Source organism: Bradyrhizobium sp. CCBAU 45321 (assembly GCF_028128975.1).
Lineage (GTDB): Bacteria > Pseudomonadota > Alphaproteobacteria > Rhizobiales > Xanthobacteraceae > Bradyrhizobium > Bradyrhizobium yuanmingense.
The window spans coordinates 114,039-138,161 of the sequence record NZ_LFKZ01000121.1 but is presented as its reverse complement, the minus strand read 5'-3'; the positions used below and the strand labels follow the sequence as shown (position 1 = coordinate 138,161).

Sequence of the window (24,123 nt, the reverse complement as noted above, 5' to 3'; positions counted from 1 at the left end):
AAACCTCGCCGCTCCGGCCAAAGCGATAGGAGCAAGTGGCGAAATTTTGTAGGTTGCGCCGCCCATGACGATGCAACAGCCGATACAAGTTCCGCCCGCCGACGACACGCCCGCGCCGCAGGCCGAGACTGCCGCGCGCGTCACGCCGATGATGGAGCAGTATCTGGAGATCAAGGCAGCGCATCAGGGCTTGCTGCTGTTCTACCGGATGGGCGACTTTTACGAATTGTTCTTCGAGGACGCCGAGATCGCCTCGCGGACGCTCGGCATCGTCCTGACCAAGCGCGGCAAGCACCAGGGCGCGGATATCCCGATGTGCGGCGTGCCGGTCGAGCGCGCCGAGGATTATCTGCATCGTCTCATCAGCGCCGGGCACCGGGTCGCGGTGTGCGAGCAGACCGAGGATCCCGCGGCGGCGAAAGCGCGCGGCAACAAGAGCGTGGTACGCCGCGGCGTGGTGCGGCTGGTGACGCCCGGCACGCTGACCGAGGACACGCTGCTCGATGCGCGTGCCAACAATTACCTGCTGGCGATCGCGCGCGCCCGTTCCAGCGCCGGCGGCGACCGCTTCGGCCTTGCCTGGATCGACATCTCGACGGCCGAATTCATGGTCACCGAGGTCTCCGGCGGCGAGCTCGCCGCGACGCTGGCGCGCATCAACCCGAACGAGGCGATCGTCACCGACGCCCTCTACAGCGACAACGAGCTCGGCCAGACCTTGCGCGAGCTGCCGGCGGTGACGCCGCTGACCCGCGACGTCTTCGACGGCGCCACCGCCGAGAAGCGGCTGTGCGACTACTTTGCCGTCGCAACCATGGACGGGCTCGCGCAGCTGACGCGCCTCGAAGCCACCGCCGCGGCCGCCGCCGTCACCTATGTCGACCGCACCCAGGTCGGTAAGCATCCGCCGCTGTCGCCGCCCGCGCGTGAGGCCTCGGGCGCGACCATGGCGATCGACCCGGCGACGCGCGCCAATCTCGAGCTGACGCGCACGCTCGCCGGCGAACGCCGCGGCTCGTTGCTCGATGCGATCGACTGCACCGTGACCTCGGCAGGCTCCCGCCTGCTGGCGCAGCGTCTGGCGGCGCCGCTGACCGATGCGCCGGCGATCGCCCGCCGGTTAGATGCGGTCAGCGCCTTCGTGGCCGATTCCGCCGCGCGCGAGGACATCCGCAGCATCCTGCGCGGCGCGCCCGACATGTCGCGCGCTCTGGCTCGGCTCTCGGTCGGCCGCGGCGGGCCGCGCGACCTCGCCGGCATCCGCGACGGCATCCTAGCCGCCGACCAGGTGTTGACGCGGCTCTCCGAAATGGATCAACCGCCGCAGGAAATCGCGGCGGTGATGGCGGCGCTGCAGCGGCCGTCGCGCGCGCTTGCTGCCGAGTTCGCCAGCGCGCTCGACGAGCAGCTGCCGCTGATCAAGCGCGACGGCGGCTTCGTGCGCCAGGGCTACGAGCCGGCGCTGGACGAAGCGCGAAACCTGCGCGATGCCTCGCGTCTGGTCGTGGCCTCGATGCAGGCCCGTTACGCCGACCAAACCGGCGTGAAGGGCCTCAAGATCCGGCACAACAACGTGCTCGGCTATTTCGTCGAGGTCACCGCCCAGCACGGCGACAAGCTGATGTCGCCGCCGCTGAACGCGACCTTCATCCATCGCCAGACGTTGGCGGGACAGGTGCGCTTCACTACAGCCGAGCTCGGCGAGATCGAGGCCAAGATCGCCAATGCCGGCGACCGCGCGCTCGGCCTCGAGCTCGAGATCTTCGAGCGGCTCTGCGCCAAGGCGCTCGCGATCAGCGACGATCTGCGCGCCGCGGCGCAAGGCTTTGCGCTGCTCGACGTCGCGACCTCGCTGGCCAAGCTCGCCGTCGACGAGAACTATGTGCGGCCCGAGGTCGACGGCTCGCTCAGCTTTGCCATCGAGGCCGGCCGCCATCCCGTGGTCGAGCAGGCGCTCAAGCGCAACGGCGAGCCGTTCATCGCCAATGCCTGCGACCTCTCTCCCGTACCTCCACCCTACCCTCCCCCGCAGGCGGGGGAGGGTAGGGTGGGGGCAGGCCAGCTCTGGCTGCTCACCGGTCCCAACATGGCCGGTAAATCGACCTTCCTGCGCCAGAACGCGCTGATCGCCTTGATGGCCCAGATCGGCAGCTTCGTGCCGGCGACGCGCGCGCGGATCGGCATCGTCGACCGCCTGTTCTCGCGCGTCGGCGCCGCCGACGATCTCGCCCGCGGCCGCTCCACCTTCATGGTGGAGATGGTCGAGACCGCGGCGATCCTGAACCAGGCCGGCGAGCGCTCGCTCGTCATCCTCGATGAGATCGGCCGCGGCACCGCGACCTTCGACGGCCTCTCGATCGCCTGGGCCGCGATCGAGCATCTGCACGAGAGCAACCGCTGCCGAACCTTGTTCGCGACGCATTATCACGAGCTGACCGCGCTCGCGGCGAAACTGCCGCGGATGTTCAACGCCACGGTGCGGGTGAAGGAATGGCAGGGCAACGTCGTGTTCCTGCACGAGGTGCTGCCGGGCTCGGCCGACCGCTCCTACGGCATCCAGGTGGCGAAACTCGCCGGCCTGCCGCCGGCGGTGATCACGCGCGCCAAATCGGTGCTGTCGAAGCTGGAAGCGCAGGACCGCGGCCAGACCGCGCGAGCCCTGGTGGACGATCTGCCGCTGTTCGCTGTCCCTTCGCGCGCCGCCACCGAAGCCGCGCCGCCGAGCGAAGCGGAGCTGCTGGTGGAGGCGGTGAAGGCGCTGCACCCCGACGAGATGTCGCCGCGCGAGGCGCTGGATGCGCTGTATGCGCTGAAGGCGAAGCTGCCGAAGCAGTGATGGTGCCGGAGGGTGGGCAAAGCGGAGCGTGCCCACCGCTCCCTGAAACGATCGGGGAGATATGGTGGGCACGGCGCGCAAAGAGCGCACCTTTGGCCCACCCTACAATTCCGAGCCCGGCCTAGCCCCTCGCCGCGATCGCCGCGGCTTCCGCGGCGGCGCGCTGCATGCTGGTCGACATCTCGTTGGTCACCGTGCTCTGCTCCTCGATCGCGGCGGCGGTCGAGGTCACGTACTCGCTGACATTGTTGATCGCCTGCTTGATCGAGCCGAGCGCGCTGACGACGTCGCCGGAGATGCTGTTGAGGCTGCCGATCTCCTGGCCGATCTTGTCGGTCGCCTGCTTGGCCTGGTTGGCGAGGCTCTTGACCTCGGAAGCGACCACCGCGAAGCCGCGGCCGGCCTCGCCCGCGCGCGCCGATTCGATCGTGGCGTTGAGCGCGAGCAGGTTGATCTGCCCCGTGATGTTGTTGATCATCTCGACGATGCCGCTCATCGCCTGCGCGGCCTCGGTGAGGCGCTGGGCCTGCGCGTCGGCGGCGCCGACCTGCTCGACCGCGCTCATCGCGGTCTCGCGCGACTTGGTCATGGCCTCGGAGATCTCCCGCACCGAGGCGTTGAGCTCCTCCGAGCCGGCGGCGACCGATTCCATCATGCCGCGCACGCGCTCATTGCCCATGCGGACCAGGACCTGCTTGGTGACGTCGGTGGCGTATTTGACGACCTTGAACGGCTTGCCGTTGAGGTCGAGGATCGGATTGTAGGAGGCCTGGATGTAGACCTCCTTGCCGCCCTTGCCGATGCGCTTGTATTCGGCCGCCTGATACTGGCCGCGATTGAGCGCCGCCCAGAACTCGCGATAGCCGGCGCCGTCGCGCTCGGAGGGCTCGACGAACATGCTGTGGTGGCGGCCCTTGATCTCGGCCAGCGAATAGCCGAGCGCGCCGAGGAAGTTGCCGTTGGCGGTGATGATCGTGCCGTCCATGTTGAACTCGATCACGGCCTGGGCCTTGTCGATCGCCGCGATCTGGCCGGCGAGATCGGCATTCTTCAGCTTCTCCGCGGTGACGTCGGTTGCGAACTTGACGACGCCATACGGCTTTCCGCTCTCGTCGAGCAACGGAGTGTAGGAGGCGAGGATCCAGACCTCGCGGCCGCCCTTGCCGATCCGCTTGAACTCGCCGGTCTGGTATTCGCCGCGGTTGAGCGCGGCCCAGAATTCACGGTAGGCAGCGCCGTTGCGGTCAGCCTCGGCCACGAACAGGCTGTGATGCTTGCCCTTGATCTCGTCGAGCGAGTAGCCGAGCGCTTTGCAGAAATTCTCGTTGGCGCTGACGATGGTGCCGTCGAGCTTGAACTCGATGACGGCCTGGGCGCGGCTGATGGCAGCAATCTTGGAGGCGTCCGTCATGCTGCGGATCTTCTTCTCGGTGATGTCGGTCGCAATCTTGGCGACCATCACCATCTTGCCGTTGCCGTCGAGCACCGGATTGTAGGATGCCTCGATCCAGACCTCGCGGCCGTCTTTCGCGATCCGCTTGAACTCGCGCGCCTGATACTCGCCACGGTTCAATGCAGCCCAGAATGCCTTGTACTCGGCGCTGTCGCGCTGGTCGGCCGGCACGAACATCGAGTGATGCTTCCCCTGGATCTCCTCGAGCCGGTAGCCCAGGGCGTCGAGAAAATTCTTATTGGCCGTGATGATCGTTCCATCAAGGTTGAATTCGATCATCGTCTGCGATCGGCCGATGGCATCGAGCCGCGCTTGTGCATCAGTGTTGGACTTGCGACCGAACATTCAAGTATCTCCTCGACGAGAAATCATTTGCATGGCGTGCGCAGCGTCGCGCTCGCGCTCGAGCCTTTCGGCTCGACGTTCACAACTTTTCGTACTGGTGGAAATGTAGCCCTCAACGGCGCCGTCTCTACGGACAACGAGCAAGTGTAGGGTCAAGACACGAAGATTAAATTAACGACACTATCGGAAACCCGCCGTCAAACACCGCGGAACTACCGGCTAAAGGCCGCAAAATCCTGGACACAATGCTTACGTTTCGATGCGCAGCCTTCTGCGTCCACGCCACCACAGCATCAGGTTCCACACCACGCAGCTTGCAAGCGCGAGCGAAAGACCTACCGCCAATCCAAATTTCACGACTGCAACGTGCAGGACCGCAATCGCCATGCCAAATCCGAGCAGGCCCCAGGCGGAGTTGGCGAGCACGGCGGCGGTCGGCGGTCCACCGATGCGCGGATGCAGGAGGACCATGATGCTGGAGAACACCACGGGAAACAGCGCAATGATGCCGCTGATGCGCGGGCCGACCCAGCTCGATGTCGAAACCACGATGGCGACGAGGGTCGCAACCAGCGCAGCGCGCATCGGCACATCATACCAGCGACGCGTCACCAGCGGCATCTTCACATGGCGATAGCGCGCGAGCAGTGGAATGCAAATGCCGAACGCGATCAGATTGGCGGCGAGCCCCGCGGCGAGCGACCAGTCGAATGAGCGGATGATCGAGGCCATCCCGATCCATACCGCGAAAGCGCTTCCGCAACTCACCACGAGAGCGTGCCGCTGCGACAGCACAACGTAAGTGAGGCACATCAAGATCGTCGCCGCATTGACGGGCAGGCTCGCCAGCGCGCCCTGCGCGACGAACGCGGCGTCATGATCGATCGCAAGGAAGACGTAGGACGGCCCGGCCGAGACCGGCAGGGTCGCGATCAGCGCGCCGATCACGGGTCCCGAGCGCTCGGTGATGATCGATGCCGTCACCACGAACGCCGCCGCGATCGCCATGCGCAGGAGCAGGAAGAGGAGGAAGTGGAGGTCGAGGGACATTTCTATCTGTCATTCCGGGGCGCGCGAAGCGCGAGCTCCGGTGCGCAATTGCGCACCTGAGAATCCATAACCACAGGCCGACATGTTTGAGAGCTGGAGCAACGACCGTCCGAAATCCCGACGGCCGGGGATTATGGGTCCCGGGCTCGCGCCAAGCGGCGCGCCCCGGGACGACACCAATCGGTGGGATGACGGCCTGCGTCTTACATCCTTTGCATCGACACCGAAACCTTCGGGCCGTTCTTGATGGTCTGGTAGACCACGCAATAGCGCTCGGTGAGCTTGAGCAGCAGGTCGAGCTTGTCCTGGGCGGCGTCGGTGTCGACCTCGAAGCGGAGACGGATCTCGGCGAAACCGACCGGGGTCTCCTTGTCGACGCCGAGCGTGCCGCGGAAATCGAGATCGCCCTCGGCGTAGACGTTGCCGGTCTTCAAGGGCACCTCGATCGCGGTCGCGACCGATTTCAGCGTGACGCCGGCACAGGCGACCAGGGCTTCGAGCAGCATGTCGCCGGAGCAGAGCTCGAGGCCGGAACCGCCGGTGGCGGGGTGGAGGCCGGCCGTTGCGATGGCGCGGCCGGTCTCGACCTTGCAGGCGATGCCGTCGCTATCGGTGGAGCCCTTGGCCTTCAGCGTGATCAGCGCAGCCTTGGGATCGGTCTTGTAGCGCTCCTTGATCGGGGCCTGCATCCGGCGCAGCTCTGCAGCGTCCATGTTGTTCTCTCCCGGAATATCAACGAGCGGTATAGAGCGCGATCGGTTTGGTGTCAGCCCATGATTGGTGGAGGCAGTCATGAGCCGCCGGGGATTCATGAAAAAATCTGAGCACATTCATGACGTTACCCAGGCACCGATACCCGGGGGGCGGAGCCGATTCCTCGGCGTGGCCAAACTCGCCGGTCGTCCCCTTGCGAATGTCTCGTGACAGCGCCTGTCACCTCTTATATCCGGTGAGACATGGACAGCGTCGCGACTGAGCAGAAGCCACAGGTGGACGAGCGCTTCGATACCGCGCGGATCACCGCAGCGGTCGATGCCCTTGCCGAGAAGCACGAGGGGCGCGAGGACGCGTTCCGCACGGCGATGGCGCTATTGCTCAAGGCGGAGCTGATCGCGGCGCGCGCCGCCGCCCAGGCGATCCTTCTGAAGGACCGCCACGGCCGCCGCTGCGCCGAGCGGCTGTGCCACGTGCAGGACGAGATCATCCGCATCCTGTATTCGGCCGCGACGCGCCATCTCTACCGCTCGCCGATCCCGAGCGGGGCCGAGCGCATGGCGGTGGTGGCGACCGGCGGCTACGGCCGCGGCCTGATGGCGCCGGAATCGGACATCGATCTGCTCTTCATCCTGCCTTACAAGCAGACCGCCTGGGGCGAGCAGGTCGCCGAAGCGATCCTCTATTGCCTCTGGGACATGGGCTTGAAGGTCGGTCACGCCACGCGATCGGTCGACGAATCGATCCGGCAGGCGCGCGGCGACATGACGATCCGCACCGCGATCCTGGAGACGCGGTTCCTCACCGGCGACAAGCCGCTCTATGACGAGCTCGTCGAGCGCTTCGACAAGGAAGTGGTGCAGGGCACCGCGTCCGAATTCGTCACCGCAAAGCTCGCCGAGCGCGAGGAGCGCCACCGCCGCGGCGGCCAGTCGCGTTATCTGGTCGAGCCCAACGTCAAGGACGGCAAGGGGGCCTTGCGCGACCTGCACACACTGTTCTGGATCGCCAAATACGTCTACCGCGTCCGCGACACCCACGAGCTGGTCGGGCGCGGCGTGTTCGATGCGCAGGAATATCGCACCTTCCGCCGCTGCGCCGACTTCCTCTGGTCGGTGCGCTGCAATCTGCATTTCTACTCTGGTCGAGCCGAGGAGCGCCTCTCCTTCGATCTCCAGCGCGAGATCGCGATCCGTCTCGGCTACACCTCGCATCCGGGCATGCAGGACGTCGAGCGCTTCATGAAGCACTACTTCCTGGTCGCCAAGGAAGTCGGCAACCTCACCGCCATCCTCTGCGCCAAGCTCGAGGACCAGCAGGCCAAGCCCGCGCCGGTGCTGAGCCGGGTGATGGCGCGGCTGCGACCGAGCACCGTGAAGCGGCGCGTCCCCGACAGCGACGACTTCATCGTCGACAACAACCGCATCAACGTCGCCGCGCCCGACGTGTTCAAGCACGACCCGGTCAATCTGATCCGCATCTTCCGCCTCGCGCAGAAGAACAACCTCGCCTTCCATCCGGATGCGATGCGCGACGTGACGCGCTCGCTCGGCCTGATCAACGCGGGCTTGCGCGAAAATCCCGAGGCCAACCGGCTGTTCATGGAGATCCTGACCTCGGACAATGCCGAGATCGTGCTGCGGCGGATGAACGAGACCGGCGTGCTCGGTCACTTCATCCGCGCCTTCGGCAAGATCGTCTCGATGATGCAATTCAACATGTATCATCACTACACCGTCGACGAGCACCTGATCCGCTGCATCGGCTTCCTGCAGGACATCGAGCGCGGGGGCATCGAGGAGTTCGCGCTGGCGAGCGACCTGTTCCGCAAGATCCGGCCCGAGCACCGCGCGGTGATCTACATCGCAACACTGCTGCACGACGTCGCCAAGGGCCGTCCCGAGGACCACTCCATCGCCGGCGCCAAGGTGGCGCGGCGGCTCTGCCCGCGGCTCGGCTTTAGCCCGGCCGATACCGAGCTCGTGGCCTGGCTGATCGAGGAGCACCTGACGATGTCCACGGTCGCGCAGTCGCGCGACCTCTCCGATCGCAAGACCATCGAGAATTTCGCTGCCGTGGTGCAGTCGGTCGAGCAGATGAAGCTCTTGACCATCCTGACCACCGCCGACATCCGCGGCGTCGGCCCGGGCGTGTGGAACGGCTGGAAGGCGCAGCTCTTGCGCTCGCTATATTACGAGACCGAGCCGGTGCTGACCGGCGGCTTCTCGGAAGTCGACCGCGGCAAGCGCCTCGCCGCTGCGCACGCCGAATTCCGCATGGCTTTCGCCGAATGGCCGAACGACGAGCTCGACGCCTATATCGGCCGGCACTATCCGGCCTACTGGCTCAAGGTCGAGCTGCCGCGCAAGATCCGCCACGCCCGCTTCGTCCGCTCCAGCGAGCAGGCCGGCCACAAGCTCGCGATCAATGTCGGTTTCGACGAGGTGCGCGGCGTCACCGAGCTGACGATCTTCGCCGCCGACCATCCCTGGCTGCTGTCGATCATCGCCGGCGCCTGCGCCTCGGCCGGCGCCAACATCGTCGACGCCCAGATCTACACCACGACCGACGGCCGCGCGCTCGACACCATCTCGATCTCGCGCGAATACGACCGCGACGAGGACGAGGGTCGGCGCGCCACGCGCATCGGCGAGATGATCGAGGACGTGCTGGAGGGCAAGCTGCGCCTGCCCGAAGTGGTGGCGCGGCGCACCGTGCGCAGCAAGGCAAGGCCGTTCGTGATCGAGCCGGAAGTGACCATCAACAACCAATGGTCCGATCGCTACACCGTGATCGAGGTCTCCGGGCTCGACCGGCCCGGCCTGCTCTACGAGCTGACCACCGCGATCTCCAAGCTCAATCTCAACATCGCCTCGGCCCATGTCGCGACTTTCGGCGAGCGCGCACGCGACGTGTTCTACGTCACCGACCTCCTGGGCGCGCAGATCAACGCGCCGACGCGCCAGGCCGCGATCAAGAGCGCGCTGACCCATGTGATGGCTGGCGACAAGGCGGTGCAGCCGGCGGCGTGAACGGACGGGCGCGCCTATCTTCATTCGGAGGCGCGCATCTCTCTCCACTCGTCATTCCGGAGCGCCGCGCAGCGGCGAACCCGGAATCCATCGGGCCACTAGTGACGCGGATAAATGGATTCCGGGTTCGCGCTACGCGCGCCCCGGAATGACGAATTGAAAGACCTAAACCTCCACTCCCTCGTGCCGCAGCAGCCAACGCTTGCGCTCGAGGCCACCACCATACTTCACCAGCGAACCGTCCGCGCCGATCAGGCGATGGCAGGGGAGCACCACACTGATCGGATTTGAGCCGTTGGCATGGCCGACGGCGCGGATCGCCCTGGGCATGTCGATCTTCGCGGCGAGCGCGCCGTAACTCATCGTGGTGCCGGCGGGGATCTGCGCGAGCGCGGTCCAGACTTTTTGCTGGAACGGCGTGCCGGCGATACGCCATGCGATGCTCTGGAGCTGACCGAGATCACCGTCGAAATAGCGCGACAGTGCGGTCCGCATGTCCGACGGCGCAGGCTGATCACGCAGATCCACCGCGCCATAGTGCAGGCGCAGCAGCTCGCGCATGCGGTGCTCATAGTCTTCCCAGTCGAGCGCGCGCAGCTTGCCCTCGGCGTCGGTGACGAGCAGCGCAATCCCGATCGGCGTCGTCAGGCGATCGAGGCCGAAGCGTTCAGGCACCTTGGTTGATCGAGCGGACATTGCGGCACCAGCAATCGAAACACATCGATCGCACTTGCCACGGCGGCCGTGCTAACGTCCACCCGAAAGCTGATGCTTTGGGGGAGCTCACCTTGATCCTGATCGCCAATGTCCTGGTGGCGCTGGTCGCGGCGCTGCACGTCTTCTTCCTCGTCCTGGAGATGTTTCTCTGGGACAAGCCGCTGGGCCTGAAGGTGTTTCGGAATTCGCCCGAGAAGGCCGAGATCACCAGGATGCTGGCCGCCAATCAGGGCCTCTATAACGGCTTCCTCGCGGCCGGCCTGGTCTGGGGCCTGTTCCACGGCAACCCGGCCTTCGCGTTCCAGATCAAGGTGTTCTTCCTGCTCTGCGTGATCGTGGCCGGCGCCTATGGCGCGGCGACCGTCAGCACGCGGATCCTGATCCTGCAGGCGCTGCCTGCGGCAATCGCGCTGATTGCGATGTTTCTCGCCTGAGACGCTACGGCACAGCGCCGCGATCCTTGCGCTGCGGCGAAGCTTCCTCCACAATCTTCGGCAGCGATGGCGACCGTTGCAATCAACGGAGAAAGACCATCGGCCGATAATTCCGTCAGGAGGAACGTTCCAATATGAACAATCGCAGAGCCTTCTTAGCTGCCACGGCGGCGCTCGCCGTCGCAGTCTCGACCAGCCAGGCCCTCGCCCAGAAAAAATACGACACCGGCGCAAGCGACACCGAGATCAAGATTGGCCAGACCGTGCCGTTCTCCGGCGCCTATTCGGTCTACGCCAATATCGGCAAGACCCAGGCCGCATACTTCAGGATGATCAACGATCAGGGCGGCATCAACGGCCGCAAGATCAACCTGATCCAGTATGACGACGCCTATTCGCCGCCGAAGACCGTCGAGCAGGTGCGCAAGCTGGTCGAGGGCGATGAGGTCCTGTTCACCTTTCAGCTGATCGGCACAGCCGCGAACGCCGCCGTGCAGAAGTACCTCAACGGCAAGAAGGTACCTCAGCTGCTGGCCTCGACCGGCGCCGCGCGCTTCAACGATCCGCAGAACTATCCCTGGACCATCGCTTACAATCCCAACTATGTGTCCGAGGGGCGGATCTACGCAAAATACATTCTCGCCAATCACCCCAACGCCAAGATCGGCGTGCTCTACCAGAACGACGACATGGGCCGCGACTATCTTGCCGGCCTCAAGAGCGGCCTCGGCGACAAGGCCAACATGATCGTCGGCGAGGTGTCGTATGAGGTGACCGACCCCACCGTCGACTCGCAGGTGGTGAAGCTGAAGTCGATGGGCGTCGACCTGTTCTATAACGCCTCGACGCCGAAATTCGCGGCGCAGGCGATCAAGAAGCTTGCCGATCTCGGCTGGACGCCGGTGCACATCCTCGACATCAACGCGAGCCCGATTTCGGCGACGCTGAAGCCGGCAGGCCTCGACATCTCCAAGGGCATCATCTCGACCAATTACGGCAAGGAGCCGAGCGACCCGCAGTGGAAGGACGACCCCGGCGTGAAGGCTTTCTTCGCTTTCATGGACAAGTATTTCCCGGAAGGTGACAAGCTCAACACCATCAACACCTACGCCTATTCGGTCGCCGAGCTCTTGGTGCAGGTCTTGAAGCAATGCGGCGACGATCTGACGCGTGCGAACATCATGAAGCAGGCCGCCAATATCAAGGGCTACACGCCGAGCCTGGCGCTGCCCGGCATCAAGATCAACACCGGGCCGAACGACTACCGCGTCAACAAGCAGATGCAGATGATGAAGTTCAACGGCGAGCGCTGGGAGCTGTTCGGACCGATCATCGAGGACACCGGCCCGTCGGGCTAGAACGCATCTGCCTCTGCGACGTCATGCCCGGGCTTGTCCCGCCTGCGCGGCCGGAGCCGCTTCGGCGAGGCGAAGACCCGGGCATCCACGTTCTTGGGGCGTCAAGGAAGCCGTGGATGGCCGGGTCAAGCCCGGCCATGACGATCGAGAGAGCCTCCTACATGGCGTTCAGGTCGGTATCTCCCCAAAGTTCTTCCCGACCGGCAGCACGGCGTGCCGGATCAGCCGCGAATCCTCCACCGCGGCCTGGCGGTGCTTCACCGCCTCGCGATAGACGGGGTCGCGGATCATCTCGACGAAGGCGGCGACGCTTGGATATTCGGCGATGAAGCAATGGTCCCAGCGTTCCTCCTGCGGGCCGATCAGCATCAGCTCGAATTTGCCCTGCCAGACGATGCGGCCGCCGAGCCGTTCGAACACCGGGCCGCTTTCGCGGCCATAGGCCGCATAGGCTTCCGCGCCGCTGGCCTTGCGGCCGTCGGGATAGGCCGCCTCCTTGCGCAGGCGGACCAGGTTGAGCATGTGGATCGGGCCCGGGCGATCGTTCTCCCGGAATTGCGCGAAGATCTCCTTGGTCGGATCGATATGGCCCATGGCGCTCCCTCTTCTTATTGATACGAGCGATCCTAGCCTTGCCGCCCCGGAAGCGGAACTGCGGCCGGCGAATGCCGCATCTCCTAATCGCGCGTTAACGCCGGGGTAACCCGGCCTTAAACAGCGACCGCTAGCGTCTCGGCGGGGCGGGCTGACCGGGCGTTTTGCGTATGGCGTGGGGAAAGAAAAAGGGTGCGCGGAAGGAGCCGCTGTTCGGCTTGCCCGCGGCGCTCGCCGATCTGCGCCTCACCCCAGCAGACCGCGTTCCCGGCGGCGACGACAAGCCGAAGAAATCTGCGAAAGCATCCGCCAAGCGCAAGAGCGAGGATGCCGGCACCGAGGCGCCACGCGAGCGCAAAGCATCAGACAGCCGCAGCGGCGCCAAGCGACGAGCGAAGTCGCGGGGCGGGTTCGGTCTCGGCCGCCTGGTCTATTGGGGCGCGGTGCTGAGCCTGTGGGGCGTCATCGCGGTGATTGGCGTCGTGATCTATGTCGGCGCGCATCTGCCGCCGATCCAGTCGCTGGAGATCCCGAAGCGCCCGCCGACGATCCAGATCGTCGGCATCGATGGCAGCATTCTGGCGCAGCGCGGCGAGATGGCCGGCGCCAATGTCGCGCTGAAGGATCTGCCGCCGTATTTGCCCAAGGCGTTCATCGCGATCGAGGATCGCCGCTTCTATTCGCATTTCGGCATCGACCCGGTTGGCATCCTGCGCGCCCTCGTCACCAACGTGCTTCATCGCGGCGTCTCGCAGGGCGGCTCGACCTTGACTCAGCAGCTCGCGAAGAACCTGTTCCTGACCCAGGAGCGCACCATTCAGCGCAAGCTGCAGGAGGTGGAGCTCGCGATCTGGCTGGAGCGCAAGCATTCCAAGGACGAGATCCTGGAGCTTTATCTGAACCGGGTCTATTTCGGCTCCGGCGCCTACGGCGTCGAGGCGGCGGCGCAGAAATATTTCGGCAAGTCGGCCAAGAACGTGACGGTCGCGGAAGCCGCGATGCTGGCCGGCCTCGTCAAGTCGCCGTCCCGCCTCGCCCCGAACCGCAACCCCGAAGGCGCCGAAGCGCGGGCGCAAATCGTGCTCGCGGCGATGGCGGATGCAAACTTCATCACCGACGCGCAGGCCAAGGCCTCGATCGGCCATCCCTCCTACAACGTGAAGCCGGCCGGCGCCGGCACGGTCAATTACGTCGCCGACTGGATCGGCGAGGTGCTGGACGATCTGGTCGGCCAGATCGACGAGAGCATCAAGGTCGAGACCACGATCGATCCGAAGCTGCAGAGCGTCGCGGAAGCGGCCATCATCGACGAGCTCGCGGCCAAGAGCGTGAAGTTCAACGTCAGCCAGGGCGCGCTGGTCGCCATGACGCCCGACGGCGCCGTGCGCGCCATGGTGGGCGGGCGGAACTATTCCGACAGCCAGTACAATCGCGCGGTCACGGCCAAGCGCCAGCCGGGCTCCTCGTTCAAGCCATTCGTGTACCTCACCGCACTCGAGCAGGGGCTGACGCCCGACACCATGCGCCAGGACGCGCCGATCGAGGTCAAGGGCTGGCGTCCTGAGAACTACACCCATGAATATTTCGGCGCGGTGACGCTGACGCAGGCGCTGGCGATGTCGCTCAACACGGTGGCCATCCGTCTCGGCCTCGAGGTCGGGCCGAAGAACGTGGTGCGCACCGCGCACCGGCTCGGCATCTCCTCCAAGCTCGAGCCGAACGCCTCGATCGCGCTCGGCACGTCCGAAGTCTCGGTTGTCGAGCTGGTCGGCGCCTATGCACCGTTCGCCAATGGCGGCCTCGCGGTGGCGCCGCATGTCGTCACGCGGATCAGGACGGTCGGCGGCAAGCTGCTCTACATTCGTCAACCCGAAGAGCGCAATCAGGTCGTCGACCCCCGCTATGTCGGCATGATGAACGCGATGATGCGGGAGACGCTGATATCGGGCACCGCGAAGAAGGCGGAGATCCCCGGCTGGCCGGCGGCGGGCAAGACCGGCACCAGCCAGGATTATCGCGACGCCTGGTTCATCGGCTACACCGCGAGCCTCGTCACCGGCGTCTGGCTCGGCAACGACGACAACTCGCCGACCAAGAAGGCGACCGGCGGCGGCCTGCCGGTCGAAGTCTGGTCGCGCTTCATGAAGGCCGCGCACGAGGGCGTGCCGGTGGCAGCCTTGCCGAGCGCACCGGGCGGCTGGGGCCTGTCGAACCTCGCGCAGGCAGCCTCGCAGGTGTCGCCGCCGACATCTGCCGCACCGGCACAACCGAACGCCGGCGGCTATCGCCCGCCCCCTCCGACGCGCGCCAATGTGCGGCCCGAGGCGGCAGCCGGGCTCGATGGCTGGCTGATGGACCGGCTGTTTGGCGGAAACCGGTAGGCCTTGCGAAGGGCCTCCAAACAAAACTGCGAAAACAACCCCATGCACAGTAGAATGCGACGTCCGGCGAGACGCACGCTGGATGCTGCGAAGCGGTTGATGCGCCGGGATTAATCAGGCAAGCGGCGCAATCGTCGCGAAGTGTGGCGAGAATGGAGCAGAGCGCACCGATGCGTTCCCAACTGTCGTTCCCCGCGAAGGCGGGGATCTGGTACGCCGCAGCCTCTCGATTCAACCACTGGCGTCACGGAGTACTGGATCGCCCGCTTTCGCGGGCGATGACAGTGTTTGCTGAGTTGGCAACGTAGGCCCGATCCTCGGGCCGAGTCCTAATCCTCCACACCGTACCGGTGCAGATCATTCCCGTACGTGTCGAGCCACTTCTTGGCGCGCTCCATCGACGGGCAGACCTTGCCGCAGACGCGCCAGAAGCGCGGCGAGTGGTTCATCTCGACGAGATGAGCGACCTCGTGCGCGGCGAGGTAGTCGAGCACGAAGGGCGGGGCGAGGATCAGGCGCCAGGAGAACGACAGCGAGCCGGCCGAGGTGCAGGAGCCCCAGCGGCTGGACTGATCGCGGATCGAGAGGCGCTTGACCCTGACGCCGAGCTCGGCCGCGTAGACCTCCGCCGAGCGCTGCAGGTCGCGGCGCGCCTCGCGCTTGAGGAAATCGCCGACGCGGCGGTCGACATGCTCGAGGCCGCCGGCGACGCAGAGAATGCGCTCACCGCTGTCGCGCACCTCGGTCCACACCGTGCCGCGGGTACCGGCGCGATGAACGATGCGATGCGGCGTGCCGCGCAGCGGTATCACCGTGCCCGGCTGGAACGGTGCGGCCTTCGGCAAGCGGCCGAGGCGCGCGGCAATCCACGCACCGTGACGCTGTGCGAAGTCCTTTGCTTCGGCGAGCGTGCCGCGCGGCGGCATGGTGAGGATGGCTTCGCGGTCGCTCGGATGAATTCTGAGCGTGTAGCGGCGCGCGCGGCGGTGCCGGCGCAGCCGAATCGCAAAAAATTGCGATCCGTGGGTGATGACGAGGGTCTTCGGTTCGTGGGGCCGACGATAAAGGAGTGCGCGGGTGGCCATGTCTGTCAGTCCGGGGGGCAGGAGAGCGCCCGGATTCTGCCATAACCGCCGCCAGGGAAAGCGCTCGGCGCAAAAACAAATCATTTGCCCAATATACAGCGGTCAGGCGTCCGGGAGACCCTATAGACTGGGGTTGGAACCGGGTTTTTTCGCCCCCGCTGCACGCATGCGACACCCCCAAGGGGTGAGGGTAGACTCACTCCTATAAAGCTACCTAAATACCGCGAATCTGGCGGGAACTTGCCCCCGCGGGAGCCCCTGGCAGAGGCTCAAATTTCGACGGGAAAGCCGAAATTCAGGGTTATTCAGCCGCAAGCGCCTGCAACGAAGCAGGATTCGCAGCCGAAACCATGAAGTCGTGAATCCGCGGCACGATCTCCGACTTGAAACGCGATCCGTTGAACACGCCGTAATGTCCGACACCCTTCTGGACGTAATGAACGCGGCGATGATCGGGAATCGCGCTGCACAATGTGTGCGTCGCCTCGGTCTGACCGAGACCGGAGATGTCGTCGTTCTCGCCTTCGACCGTCATCAGCGCGACGCGCTTGACCTTGGAAGGATCGACGCGGGTTCCGCGATGGGTCATCTCGCCCTTCGGCAACGAGTGCTTCACGAACACGGTGTCGACGGTCTGCAGGTAATACTCGGCCGACAGATCCATCACCGCGAGATATTCGTCGTAGAAGTCGCGATGCTTGTCGGCGAGATCGCCGTCGCCCTTCACCAGATGGGCAAACAGCTGCTTGTGGGCATCCATGTGCCGGTCGAGATTCATGCTGATGAAGCCGTTGAGCTGCAAGAATCCTGGATAGACGTCGCGCATCATGCCCGGATGCGGGAACGGCACCTTTGTGATGACGTGGTTGCGGAACCAGTCGATGCCGCGTTCCTGGGCGAGGTTGTTCACCGCGGTCGGATTGCGACGGGTGTCGATCGGGCCGCCCATCAGCGTCATCGAGGTCGGCACGAACGGATCGCGCCGCGCTTCCATGATCGAGACCGCCGCGACGACGGGCACGGAGGGCTGGCACACCGCCATCACGTGAGTGTTGCCGCCGAGCACATGCAGCATCTCGATGACATAGTCGATGTAATCATCAAGATCGAAGCGGCCCTCGCTCAAGGGCACCATGCGGGCATCGGCCCAGTCGGTGATGTAGACCTCATGCGCCGGCAGGAAGGCTTCGACGGTGCCGCGCAGCAGCGTGGCATAATGGCCGGACATCGGCGCCACGATCAGCACGCGCGGCTGCGGGCTGCGCAGCGGACGGGCGAACTTGCGGTCGAAGTAGAGCAGCTTGCAGAACGGCTTTTCCCAGACCGAGCGGATCTCGACGGGGACGCGGATGCCGTTGACCTCGGTGTCGTTGAGACCCCATTCCGGCTTGCCGTAGCGGCGCGTGGTGCGCTCGAACAATTCGCAGGCCGCGGCGACCGACTTGCCGACCTCGGTGCGCGACCAGGGATTGAGGGGATTCTGAAACAGCAGCTTGGTCGCGTCGGTGACCGCACGCGCCGGATTGAGAGAGGCGTGCGCCATCTCGTACATCCAGTACATCGGCGTCGTCAGGACCGGACTGCCTTCTGCCGCCAGGGGCGGTGCGCCGCCGAACTCACCAATAGGCATCGTCATATTCCTCTTCGCATCGCAGCATACTGCCGAATGCGTAATATTGCGTCAATGCATGGTTCCGTACATCTACGTGCCGAAAACCGCCAAATCAGCGTGAATCCACGGGAAAGTGACTTTATTCACCGCCCGACAGCAGCGAACCGTGCCGCTTTGCGCTGCGCAAAAGGGCAAGGAATGCCCCAAAAGATGCAACCAAAAGGACGGCGTTGATGAGCAACGCCTCCATCATCAGATCGCTCCTGAACGTCTGCTCGATCAGCAGCGCGCGCATTCCCTCGAAGGCATAGGTGGGCGGCAACGCCCAGGCGACGTATTGCAGCCAGACCGGCAACACGCTGACGGGATAGTAGACGCAGGCAAGCGGCAGGATTGCGAACATCAAGGTCCAGACGATGCTCTCGGCGCCGAGGCCGTTACGCACCACGAGGCCGGAGACGAAGATGCCGACGGACCAGCTCGTGAAGATCAGATTGCAGAAGAACGCGATCAGCGGCAGGCCGAGGGCATAGATGTTGAAGTGAAACAGGAACAGCGCGAGCAGGGTCATCGGAATGATCCCGATCGCAAGCCGGATCAGGCTCATCACCATCAGCGCCAGCAGAAACTCGATCGGCCTCAAGGGGCTCATCATGAGATTGCCGAGGTTGCGCGCCCACATCTCCTCCAGGAACGAGATCGAGAAGCCGAGCTGGCCGCGGAACAGGATGTCCCAGAGGATGACGGCGCCGATCAGCGTGCCGCCGGCGCGCGCGAAGAAATTGGCGTTCTCGGCGATGTAATACTGGAGAAAGCCCCAGGTGATGACCTGCAGCGCCGGCCAATAGAGCAGCTCGAGCAGCCGCGGCCAGGACGACAGCAGCAGATACCAATAGCGCAGGATCATCGCGCCGATGCGATGAAGCGAGATGCCGCGGTGGAGGGAGAGGCCGGTCATAGGGGCAGCCCATAGCTCGGATGGAAAGTGTCATCCCGGGACGCGACATAGTCGCGGGCTATGATGCGCAATTGCGCATCTGAGGATTCATAACCACAGGATTGAATTTGGCGAAGACTCGGAGTTACCAGTCTCGCCTCGCAGCTGCCGCCTGTGGTTATGGATTCCGGGCTCGCGCTCCGCGCGCCCCGGAATGACGGGACCCTATCCAGGGCTCTACAACTCCCCCTCACCGCACCGCCTCCTTCGCCCCGTTCGCCCGGCCGCGGGCGACGTCCAGAAACACCTCCTCCAGCGTGGTGCGGTTGTAGCGGGCCATGATCGCCTCGGGGGTATCGTCGTCCTCGATGCGGCCGCGCTTCATGATGATGACGCGGTCGCAGAGCCGCTCGACCTCGAGCATGTTGTGCGAGGCGAGGAGAATGGTGGCGTTGTTGTCCCGGCGATACCGCTCCAGATGCGCCCGCACCCAATCGGCGGTATCTGGGTCGAGCGAGGCGGTCGGCTCGTCCAGGAGCAGCAGCTCGGGCTGATTGATCAGCGCCTTCGCCAGCGCAACGCGGGTCTTCTGCCCGGCGGAGAGCTTGCCGTTGGCGCGGTCGATGAAATCGCCGAGGTCGAGATCGGCGGCGAGCCTGGCAATGCGCTCAGTGAGGTTCTTCACCGCATAGAGCTTGCCGAACACGGTGAGGTTCTGCCGCACCGTGAGCCGCATCGGCATGTCCACATAGGGGCTTTCGAAATTCATCCGCCCCAGCACGGACGCACTCTCGTCCGGCATCTCGTGACCGAGCACCTGCACGCGGCCGGAGGTCGGCAGCACCAAGCCCATGATCATCGCGATGGTCGTGGTCTTGCCAGCGCCGTTGCCGCCGAGCAGCCCGGTGATGCTGCCGCGCGGCAGCGAAAAGGAGATGTCGTCGACGGCGCGGGTCTGCTTGTAGACCTTGACGAGGTGATCGACCGCAATTGCCGCGGACGAATCTTGATCCGCGACAGTCAGCCGACTTGAAGCCTTGCCATTCTCGGTCATGCTGGCCGTTCTTCTGCTATTGCATCGGCGAGCGCAAGGCTCGATGTAAGGGCTCCTCACCGGGCGGTTCCTTCAGCCTGGCGTCCGTGACCTTGGAAAGCGCCGCCACATTGGCCGATATGACCAAAATTGCCGATTCCGACTTCCATCACGCGCAGCGGCATATCCGGCTGGACACGATCCTGCGGCTGCGCTGGCTGGCGGTGCTGGGGCAGCTCGCCGCGATCTTCATCGTGGCCCAGGGGCTGGAGTTCAACGTCGAGATCATTCCCTGCGTCAGCATCATCGCGCTCTCGGCGGCGCTCAACCTCGCACTCCAGACCGCAGCCAATCCGATGCAGCGGCTGGAGCCGATGCAGGCGGCCGGCCTACTTGCGCTGAACATCGTCGAGCTGGCCGGCCTGTTGTTCTTCACCGGCGGACTGCAGAACCCGTTCTCGTTCCTGTTCCTCGCGCCCGTGCTGATTTCGGCCACGGCGCTGCCGGCCCGTTTCACCTTCGGCCTCGGCCTGCTCGCGGTGGCCTGCGCGTCGGTCCTGTTCTTCTTCCATTTTCCGCTGCCGTGGGATTCCGAGGATCCCCTGGTGCTGCCGCCGGTCTATCTCGTCGGGGTCTGGCTTTCGATTGCGCTCGCGATCGGCGTCACCAGCCTCTACTCGTTCCAGGTGACCGAGGAGGCGCGCAAGCTTGCGGACGCGCTGGCCGCAACCGAGCTGGTGCTGACGCGCGAGCAGCACCTGACCCAGCTCGATGGCCTTGCCGCCGCGGCCGCACACGAGCTCGGCACGCCGCTCGCGACGATCTTCCTGATCTCGCGCGAGCTGGAAAAGACGGTGAAGGAGCCAACCATTGCCGCCGACCTGAAGACCTTGCGCGAGCAGACCCAGCGCTGCCGCGACATCCTCAGCAAGATCACCCAGCTCTCCCCCACCGGGGCCCCGTTCGATCGCATGAAGCTGTCGGAGCTGATGGAGGAGGTGGTGGCCCCGCACCGCGATTTCGGCGTCGACATCAAGGTGCGGATCGCCGTGGCCGCGGCGACCGAGCCCGTCGGCTCACGCAATCCCGCGATCCTCTACGGCATCGGCAACATCGTCGAGAACGCGGTCGATTTCGCCCGCAGCACCGTCGAGGTGAACGCCTGGTGGAACCAGGACCATATCGAGCTCGTGATCTCCGACGACGGACCGGGCATTCCACCCGATATCCTCAACCGGATCGGCGAGCCCTATCTGTCGCGGCGACGGCCCCAGGATGATGGCGGCGGCGAACGGCGTGGCCTCGGCCTCGGCGTGTTCATCGCGCGCACCTTGCTGGAGCGCACCGGCGCCAAGGTCTCGTTTACCAACCGGATCTTTCCGGACCATGGTGCGGTGGTTCAGATCACATGGCCGCGACAGCGTTTTGAGGCTATCGAGACGCTCGAAGAAACAATAGGATAGCCGCGACCTTGCGTCGCACAACGGGGCGGATCGACCATTTGGCGCCTTGGCACCGCGCCGTTGCGGCGCCATATGTCAATGCGCTGGAGAGAGGACACAACCTTGAACGCCATTGCCGAACTGAACGAACAGACCGATCGCTCGCTGCTCATCGTTGAAGACGACAAGCCGTTTCTGGAGCGTTTGTCACGAGCCATGGAGAGCCGCGGCTTTTCGGTGACATCATGCGACACGGTCTCGGACGGGCTTGCGCAGATCGGCAAATCGGCGCCGGCGTTCGCGGTGGTGGATCTGCGGCTCGGCGACGGCAACGGCCTCGACGTGGTCTCGGCGCTCAAGAAGAAGCGGCCGGATGCGCGCGCGATCGTGCTGACCGGCTACGGCAACATCGCCACCGCGGTAACCGCGGTGAAGATGGGCGCGATCGATTATCTCTCCAAGCCCGCGGATGCCGACGACGTCGTCGCCGCACTGCTGTCGACCAACACGGACAAATCCGAGCTGCCGGCCAACCCGATGTCGGCCGACCGCGTCCGCTGGGAGCACATCCAGCGCATCTACGAGATGTGCAACCGCAACGTCTCGGAAACGGCGCGCCGGCTCAACATGCACCGGCGTACGCTGCAGCGGATCCTGGCCAAGCGCGCGCCGAGGTAAAGGTCTCGTAGTGTGGATTAGCCGAAGGCGTAATCCACCTCTCCCGCGTGCGGCGGCAATTGGTGGATTACGCTGCGCTAATCCACCCTACGCATTCATTCCCAAAAATCCGCGTGGCCCTGCGGATCGACCAGACGGTTGATCCGCAAGGCCGCCGCCATCGCGAAACGTAGCGTCATCTGCTTGCGGGTGGCGGCGGCGAGCTTGTGCTCGGGCGCCTCGCAATGCAGGTGCGCGCCGTAGGCGTCGGCGACGATCAGGCCGGTGTCACCGGGGAAGATCTCGCAGGGCAGATCCTGCGTGAAGGCGAAGAACAGCCGGTCGCAATGGGCACGGTATTCGTGCCATTTCTGATCGGCGCGCAAATCCTCGACCGACGACTTGATCTCGACGATCCAGATCTCGCCGCGCTCGTTCAGCGCGACGAGATCGGCACGCCGGCCCGACGGCAACGGCAATTCGCTGATGCAGGAGAAGCCGAGCGAGCGCAACAGACGCGCGGTGCCGCGCGCGATCGCCAGCGCCGTCTCCGACTGGCGACGATCCGGCGGCGGCACGAGTGTGATGCGGGCGGTGTTGTCCATACGGCGAGAATAGCCGATTCCATGAGGGGCGGACACCGTCTCCCCACCCGTCATTCCGGGGCGCGCCACCTGGCGCGAGCCCGGAATCCATAGCCACAGGCCGCGGTTGTGAAGCGACGCGCGCCCCGGGACGACAGTTTACGGCGCCGCCACCACCACGCCCTCGTTGCCGCGCAGGTCCAGCACGCCTTCGATCTCCTCACCTTCGCGATCCAGGAACGTCGACAGCAAGATGCTGCTGCCGAAACGGATCGCGCTGGTGGTCACCGCGACCGGATCGGGGCCGAGATTGAGCGCGACGATCACGGCCTTGCCGCCGGCCTCGCGGCGGTAGATCAGGAGATCACCTTGCGCGGCGATCGGATGATAATCGCCCGTGACCAGCGGAGGGCAGCTCTTCCGCAAGCCGATCAGGCGCTTGTAGAGGCTGAGGATCGAGCGGGAATCGGCTTCGAGATTGGCGACATTCTCGCGGATGTGGTCCTCCGGCAGCGGCAGCCACGGCCTTGCTTGCGAAAAACCGGCGAAGTTCGAGGAATCCCACTGCATCGGCGTGCGGCAGCCGTCGCGGCCGACACCGATGCCGGGCACGTTCTTCTCGAAGGGATCGCGCACGTCCTCCGGCGCGATCGCGAGCTGGTGCATGCCGATCTCGTCGCCGTAGTACAGCGTCGGCGTGCCGCGCAGCGTCAGCAGCAGCATGGCCGCGACGCGGGCCTGCTCGGGCCCGACGCGGCTCGCGACGCGGGGGCGATCGTGATTGCCGAGCACCCAGTTGGGCCAGGCACCGCGCGGCAGCGCCTTTTCGTAGTCCTCGATGATCTTCTCGATCGAGCGGGCGCTCCAGAAGGTCGAGAGCAGCGCGAAGTTGAACGGCATCTGCGCGCCGGTGAGATCGTTGCCGTAATAGGCCATGAGGCGATGCAGCGGCAGATAGATCTCGCCGATCAGGACGCGCGCGCCATAGGAATCGGTGACGCGCCGCATCTCGGCGATGACGTCATGCACCTCCGGCTGGTCGGTGGAATATTGCGTAAGGATTTTTTCGTTCGGCGGACGACCCTCGACGTAGTGCGGGTTAGCCGGATTGTCGCGGAATTCGGCGTCCTTGATCAGGTGCCAGATCACGTCGACGCGAAAGCCGTCGACGCCCTTGTCCAGCCAGAACCGCATCACGTCGTAGATCGCGGCGCGGACGTCCGGATTGCGCCAGTTGAGGTCCGGCTGCTGGGCGAGGAAGGCGTGGTAGTAATATTGCCCCGTGGTCTCGTCGAAAGCCCACGCGCTGCCGCCGAACTCGGACAACCAATTGTTCGGCACGCCCCCGCCTGGCGCCGGATCGCGCCAGATGTACCAGTCGCGCTTGGGATTGTCGCGCGAGGACCGGCTCTCGATGAACCAGGGGTGCTGGTCGGAGGTGTGGTTCGGCACGAGGTCGAGGATCAGCTTCAGGCCATTGTCGTGGGCGGCCGCGAGCAACGCGTCGAAATCGGCCATCGTGCCGAACAGCGGCTCGATGCCGACATAGTCCGAGATGTCGTAGCCGAAATCGGCCATCGGCGAGGGAAAGATCGGCGACAGCCAGATCGCATCGACGCCGAGCGATTTGACGTAAGGCAGCCGCTTGAGGATGCCGGCGAGATCGCCGACGCCGTCTCCGTCCGAGTCCTGAAACGAGCGCGGATAAATCTGATAGAAGATGCCGTCGCGCCACCAATTCTCGTTGTCGTGAGCCATGCCGAAGACCACCCAAATCTGACGCCTTGCGCGGGAGAACGCGACAGCAACGCCCCGGTTCAAATTGGCAGGCCAATTGGGACGGCCGTGTGACGGTTGTT

Annotated in this window: 18 protein-coding genes; 7 read left to right on the top strand and 11 right to left on the bottom strand. The window is 65.0% G+C overall.

The annotated features are described in order from the left end of the window. Positions 1-64 precede the first annotated feature (64 nt). Positions 65-2,836: a DNA mismatch repair protein MutS gene (mutS, locus tag ACM43_RS17725; RefSeq protein ID WP_271541700.1), complete on the top strand. Its 2,772-nt coding sequence runs from the start codon at positions 65-67 to the stop codon at positions 2,834-2,836. Positions 2,837-2,957: 121 nt separating this feature from the next. On the opposite strand, the gene ACM43_RS17720 is transcribed toward mutS, so the two are convergent. The 3 genes from ACM43_RS17720 to ACM43_RS17710 all read right to left on the bottom strand — a co-directional run bounded on the left by ACM43_RS17720 (position 2,958) and on the right by ACM43_RS17710 (position 6,397). Further along, complete coding sequence (locus tag ACM43_RS17720) at positions 2,958-4,634, bottom strand: methyl-accepting chemotaxis protein (protein WP_271541698.1); 1,677 nt, start codon at positions 4,632-4,634, stop codon at positions 2,958-2,960. A gap of 249 nt (positions 4,635-4,883) precedes the next feature. Continuing rightward, on the bottom strand, positions 4,884-5,684 hold the full coding sequence (locus ACM43_RS17715) for a hypothetical protein (RefSeq protein WP_271541696.1): 801 nt from the start codon (positions 5,682-5,684) through the stop codon (positions 4,884-4,886). 203 nt (positions 5,685-5,887) lie between these two features. After that, positions 5,888-6,397, bottom strand: coding sequence for an OsmC family protein (locus ACM43_RS17710; RefSeq protein WP_271541694.1), 510 nt, complete (start codon positions 6,395-6,397; stop codon positions 5,888-5,890). A gap of 243 nt (positions 6,398-6,640) precedes the next feature. Between ACM43_RS17710 and ACM43_RS17705 the strand changes: the two genes are divergently transcribed. Next, a complete protein-coding gene (locus ACM43_RS17705; protein ID WP_271541692.1) occupies positions 6,641-9,430 on the top strand; it encodes a [protein-PII] uridylyltransferase in 2,790 nt (929 codons plus the stop codon). Between the two features lie 165 nt (positions 9,431-9,595). Here ACM43_RS17705 and ACM43_RS17700 read toward each other — a convergent pair whose 3' ends face one another. Continuing rightward, entirely contained in the window at positions 9,596-10,126 is a 531-nt protein-coding gene (locus ACM43_RS17700) for a methylated-DNA--[protein]-cysteine S-methyltransferase (protein ID WP_271541690.1), read from the bottom strand. Between the two features lie 98 nt (positions 10,127-10,224). On the opposite strand from ACM43_RS17700, the gene ACM43_RS17695 reads away from it, so the two are divergent. Together ACM43_RS17695 and ACM43_RS17690 are read left to right on the top strand one after the other, a co-directional pair. After that, complete coding sequence (locus tag ACM43_RS17695; protein WP_271541845.1) at positions 10,225-10,581, top strand: DUF1304 domain-containing protein; 357 nt, start codon at positions 10,225-10,227, stop codon at positions 10,579-10,581. 134 nt (positions 10,582-10,715) lie between these two features. Next, positions 10,716-11,939 carry an ABC transporter substrate-binding protein gene (locus ACM43_RS17690; RefSeq protein ID WP_157285338.1) on the top strand — a complete coding sequence of 408 codons (1,224 nt, stop codon included), beginning with the start codon at positions 10,716-10,718 and terminating at the stop codon, positions 11,937-11,939. Positions 11,940-12,107: 168 nt separating this feature from the next. Here the strand turns inward: ACM43_RS17690 and ACM43_RS17685 are convergent, their stop codons facing one another. Then, complete coding sequence (locus ACM43_RS17685; protein WP_025033272.1) at positions 12,108-12,533, bottom strand: DUF1330 domain-containing protein; 426 nt, start codon at positions 12,531-12,533, stop codon at positions 12,108-12,110. A 170-nt stretch (positions 12,534-12,703) separates the two neighbouring features. Between ACM43_RS17685 and ACM43_RS17680 the strand changes: the two genes are divergently transcribed. Further along, the gene (locus ACM43_RS17680; protein WP_271541688.1) at positions 12,704-14,914 is read left to right on the top strand and encodes a transglycosylase domain-containing protein; all 2,211 of its coding nucleotides are present in this window, start codon (positions 12,704-12,706) and stop codon (positions 14,912-14,914) included. A 329-nt stretch (positions 14,915-15,243) separates the two neighbouring features. Here ACM43_RS17680 and ACM43_RS17675 read toward each other — a convergent pair whose 3' ends face one another. From ACM43_RS17675 to ACM43_RS17660, 4 genes are all read right to left on the bottom strand, one after another. After that, complete coding sequence (locus tag ACM43_RS17675) at positions 15,244-16,083, bottom strand: M48 family metallopeptidase (RefSeq protein ID WP_271541686.1); 840 nt, start codon at positions 16,081-16,083, stop codon at positions 15,244-15,246. 217 nt (positions 16,084-16,300) lie between these two features. Then, positions 16,301-17,629 carry a polyhydroxyalkanoate depolymerase gene (locus ACM43_RS17670; protein WP_025033269.1) on the bottom strand — a complete coding sequence of 443 codons (1,329 nt, stop codon included), beginning with the start codon at positions 17,627-17,629 and terminating at the stop codon, positions 16,301-16,303. Between the two features lie 121 nt (positions 17,630-17,750). Further along, entirely contained in the window at positions 17,751-18,569 is an 819-nt protein-coding gene (locus ACM43_RS17665) for an ABC transporter permease (protein ID WP_271541684.1), read from the bottom strand. Between the two features lie 229 nt (positions 18,570-18,798). After that, a complete protein-coding gene (locus ACM43_RS17660) occupies positions 18,799-19,602 on the bottom strand; it encodes an ABC transporter ATP-binding protein (RefSeq protein ID WP_271541682.1) in 804 nt (267 codons plus the stop codon). Between the two features lie 119 nt (positions 19,603-19,721). On the opposite strand from ACM43_RS17660, the gene ACM43_RS17655 reads away from it, so the two are divergent. Together ACM43_RS17655 and ACM43_RS17650 are read left to right on the top strand one after the other, a co-directional pair. Beyond that, complete coding sequence (locus ACM43_RS17655) at positions 19,722-21,044, top strand: ActS/PrrB/RegB family redox-sensitive histidine kinase (RefSeq protein ID WP_271541842.1); 1,323 nt, start codon at positions 19,722-19,724, stop codon at positions 21,042-21,044. A gap of 102 nt (positions 21,045-21,146) precedes the next feature. Continuing rightward, complete coding sequence (locus tag ACM43_RS17650) at positions 21,147-21,701, top strand: ActR/PrrA/RegA family redox response regulator transcription factor (RefSeq protein WP_271541680.1); 555 nt, start codon at positions 21,147-21,149, stop codon at positions 21,699-21,701. Positions 21,702-21,796: 95 nt separating this feature from the next. Here the strand turns inward: ACM43_RS17650 and ACM43_RS17645 are convergent, their stop codons facing one another. Continuing rightward, the gene (locus tag ACM43_RS17645; protein WP_271541678.1) at positions 21,797-22,285 is read right to left on the bottom strand and encodes an MmcB family DNA repair protein; all 489 of its coding nucleotides are present in this window, start codon (positions 22,283-22,285) and stop codon (positions 21,797-21,799) included. 138 nt (positions 22,286-22,423) lie between these two features. Further along, positions 22,424-24,022, bottom strand: coding sequence for an alpha-amylase family glycosyl hydrolase (locus tag ACM43_RS17640; RefSeq protein ID WP_271541676.1), 1,599 nt, complete (start codon positions 24,020-24,022; stop codon positions 22,424-22,426). Positions 24,023-24,123: the final 101 nt, after the last annotated feature.

Bases quoted from the DNA above. Each gene is read 5' to 3' on its own strand.
- ACM43_RS17680 (WP_271541688.1), top strand. From the start codon at position 12,704: ATGGCGTGGGGAAAGAAAAAGGGTGCGCGGAAGGAGCCGCTGTTCGGC.
- ACM43_RS17675 (WP_271541686.1), bottom strand. From the start codon at position 16,083: ATGATTTGTTTTTGCGCCGAGCGCTTTCCCTGGCGGCGGTTATGGCAG.
- ACM43_RS17715 (WP_271541696.1), bottom strand. From the start codon at position 5,684: ATGTCCCTCGACCTCCACTTCCTCCTCTTCCTGCTCCTGCGCATGGCG.
- ACM43_RS17655 (WP_271541842.1), top strand. From the start codon at position 19,722: ATGACCAAAATTGCCGATTCCGACTTCCATCACGCGCAGCGGCATATC.
- ACM43_RS17670 (WP_025033269.1), bottom strand. From the start codon at position 17,629: ATGCCTATTGGTGAGTTCGGCGGCGCACCGCCCCTGGCGGCAGAAGGC.
- ACM43_RS17645 (WP_271541678.1), bottom strand. From the start codon at position 22,285: ATGGACAACACCGCCCGCATCACACTCGTGCCGCCGCCGGATCGTCGC.
- ACM43_RS17710 (WP_271541694.1), bottom strand. From the start codon at position 6,397: ATGGACGCTGCAGAGCTGCGCCGGATGCAGGCCCCGATCAAGGAGCGC.
- ACM43_RS17640 (WP_271541676.1), bottom strand. From the start codon at position 24,022: ATGGCTCACGACAACGAGAATTGGTGGCGCGACGGCATCTTCTATCAG.
- ACM43_RS17665 (WP_271541684.1), bottom strand. From the start codon at position 18,569: ATGACCGGCCTCTCCCTCCACCGCGGCATCTCGCTTCATCGCATCGGC.
- mutS (WP_271541700.1), top strand. From the start codon at position 65: ATGACGATGCAACAGCCGATACAAGTTCCGCCCGCCGACGACACGCCC.
- ACM43_RS17720 (WP_271541698.1), bottom strand. From the start codon at position 4,634: ATGTTCGGTCGCAAGTCCAACACTGATGCACAAGCGCGGCTCGATGCC.
- ACM43_RS17705 (WP_271541692.1), top strand. From the start codon at position 6,641: ATGGACAGCGTCGCGACTGAGCAGAAGCCACAGGTGGACGAGCGCTTC.
- ACM43_RS17690 (WP_157285338.1), top strand. From the start codon at position 10,716: ATGAACAATCGCAGAGCCTTCTTAGCTGCCACGGCGGCGCTCGCCGTC.
- ACM43_RS17660 (WP_271541682.1), bottom strand. From the start codon at position 19,602: ATGACCGAGAATGGCAAGGCTTCAAGTCGGCTGACTGTCGCGGATCAA.
- ACM43_RS17685 (WP_025033272.1), bottom strand. From the start codon at position 12,533: ATGGGCCATATCGATCCGACCAAGGAGATCTTCGCGCAATTCCGGGAG.
- ACM43_RS17700 (WP_271541690.1), bottom strand. From the start codon at position 10,126: ATGTCCGCTCGATCAACCAAGGTGCCTGAACGCTTCGGCCTCGATCGC.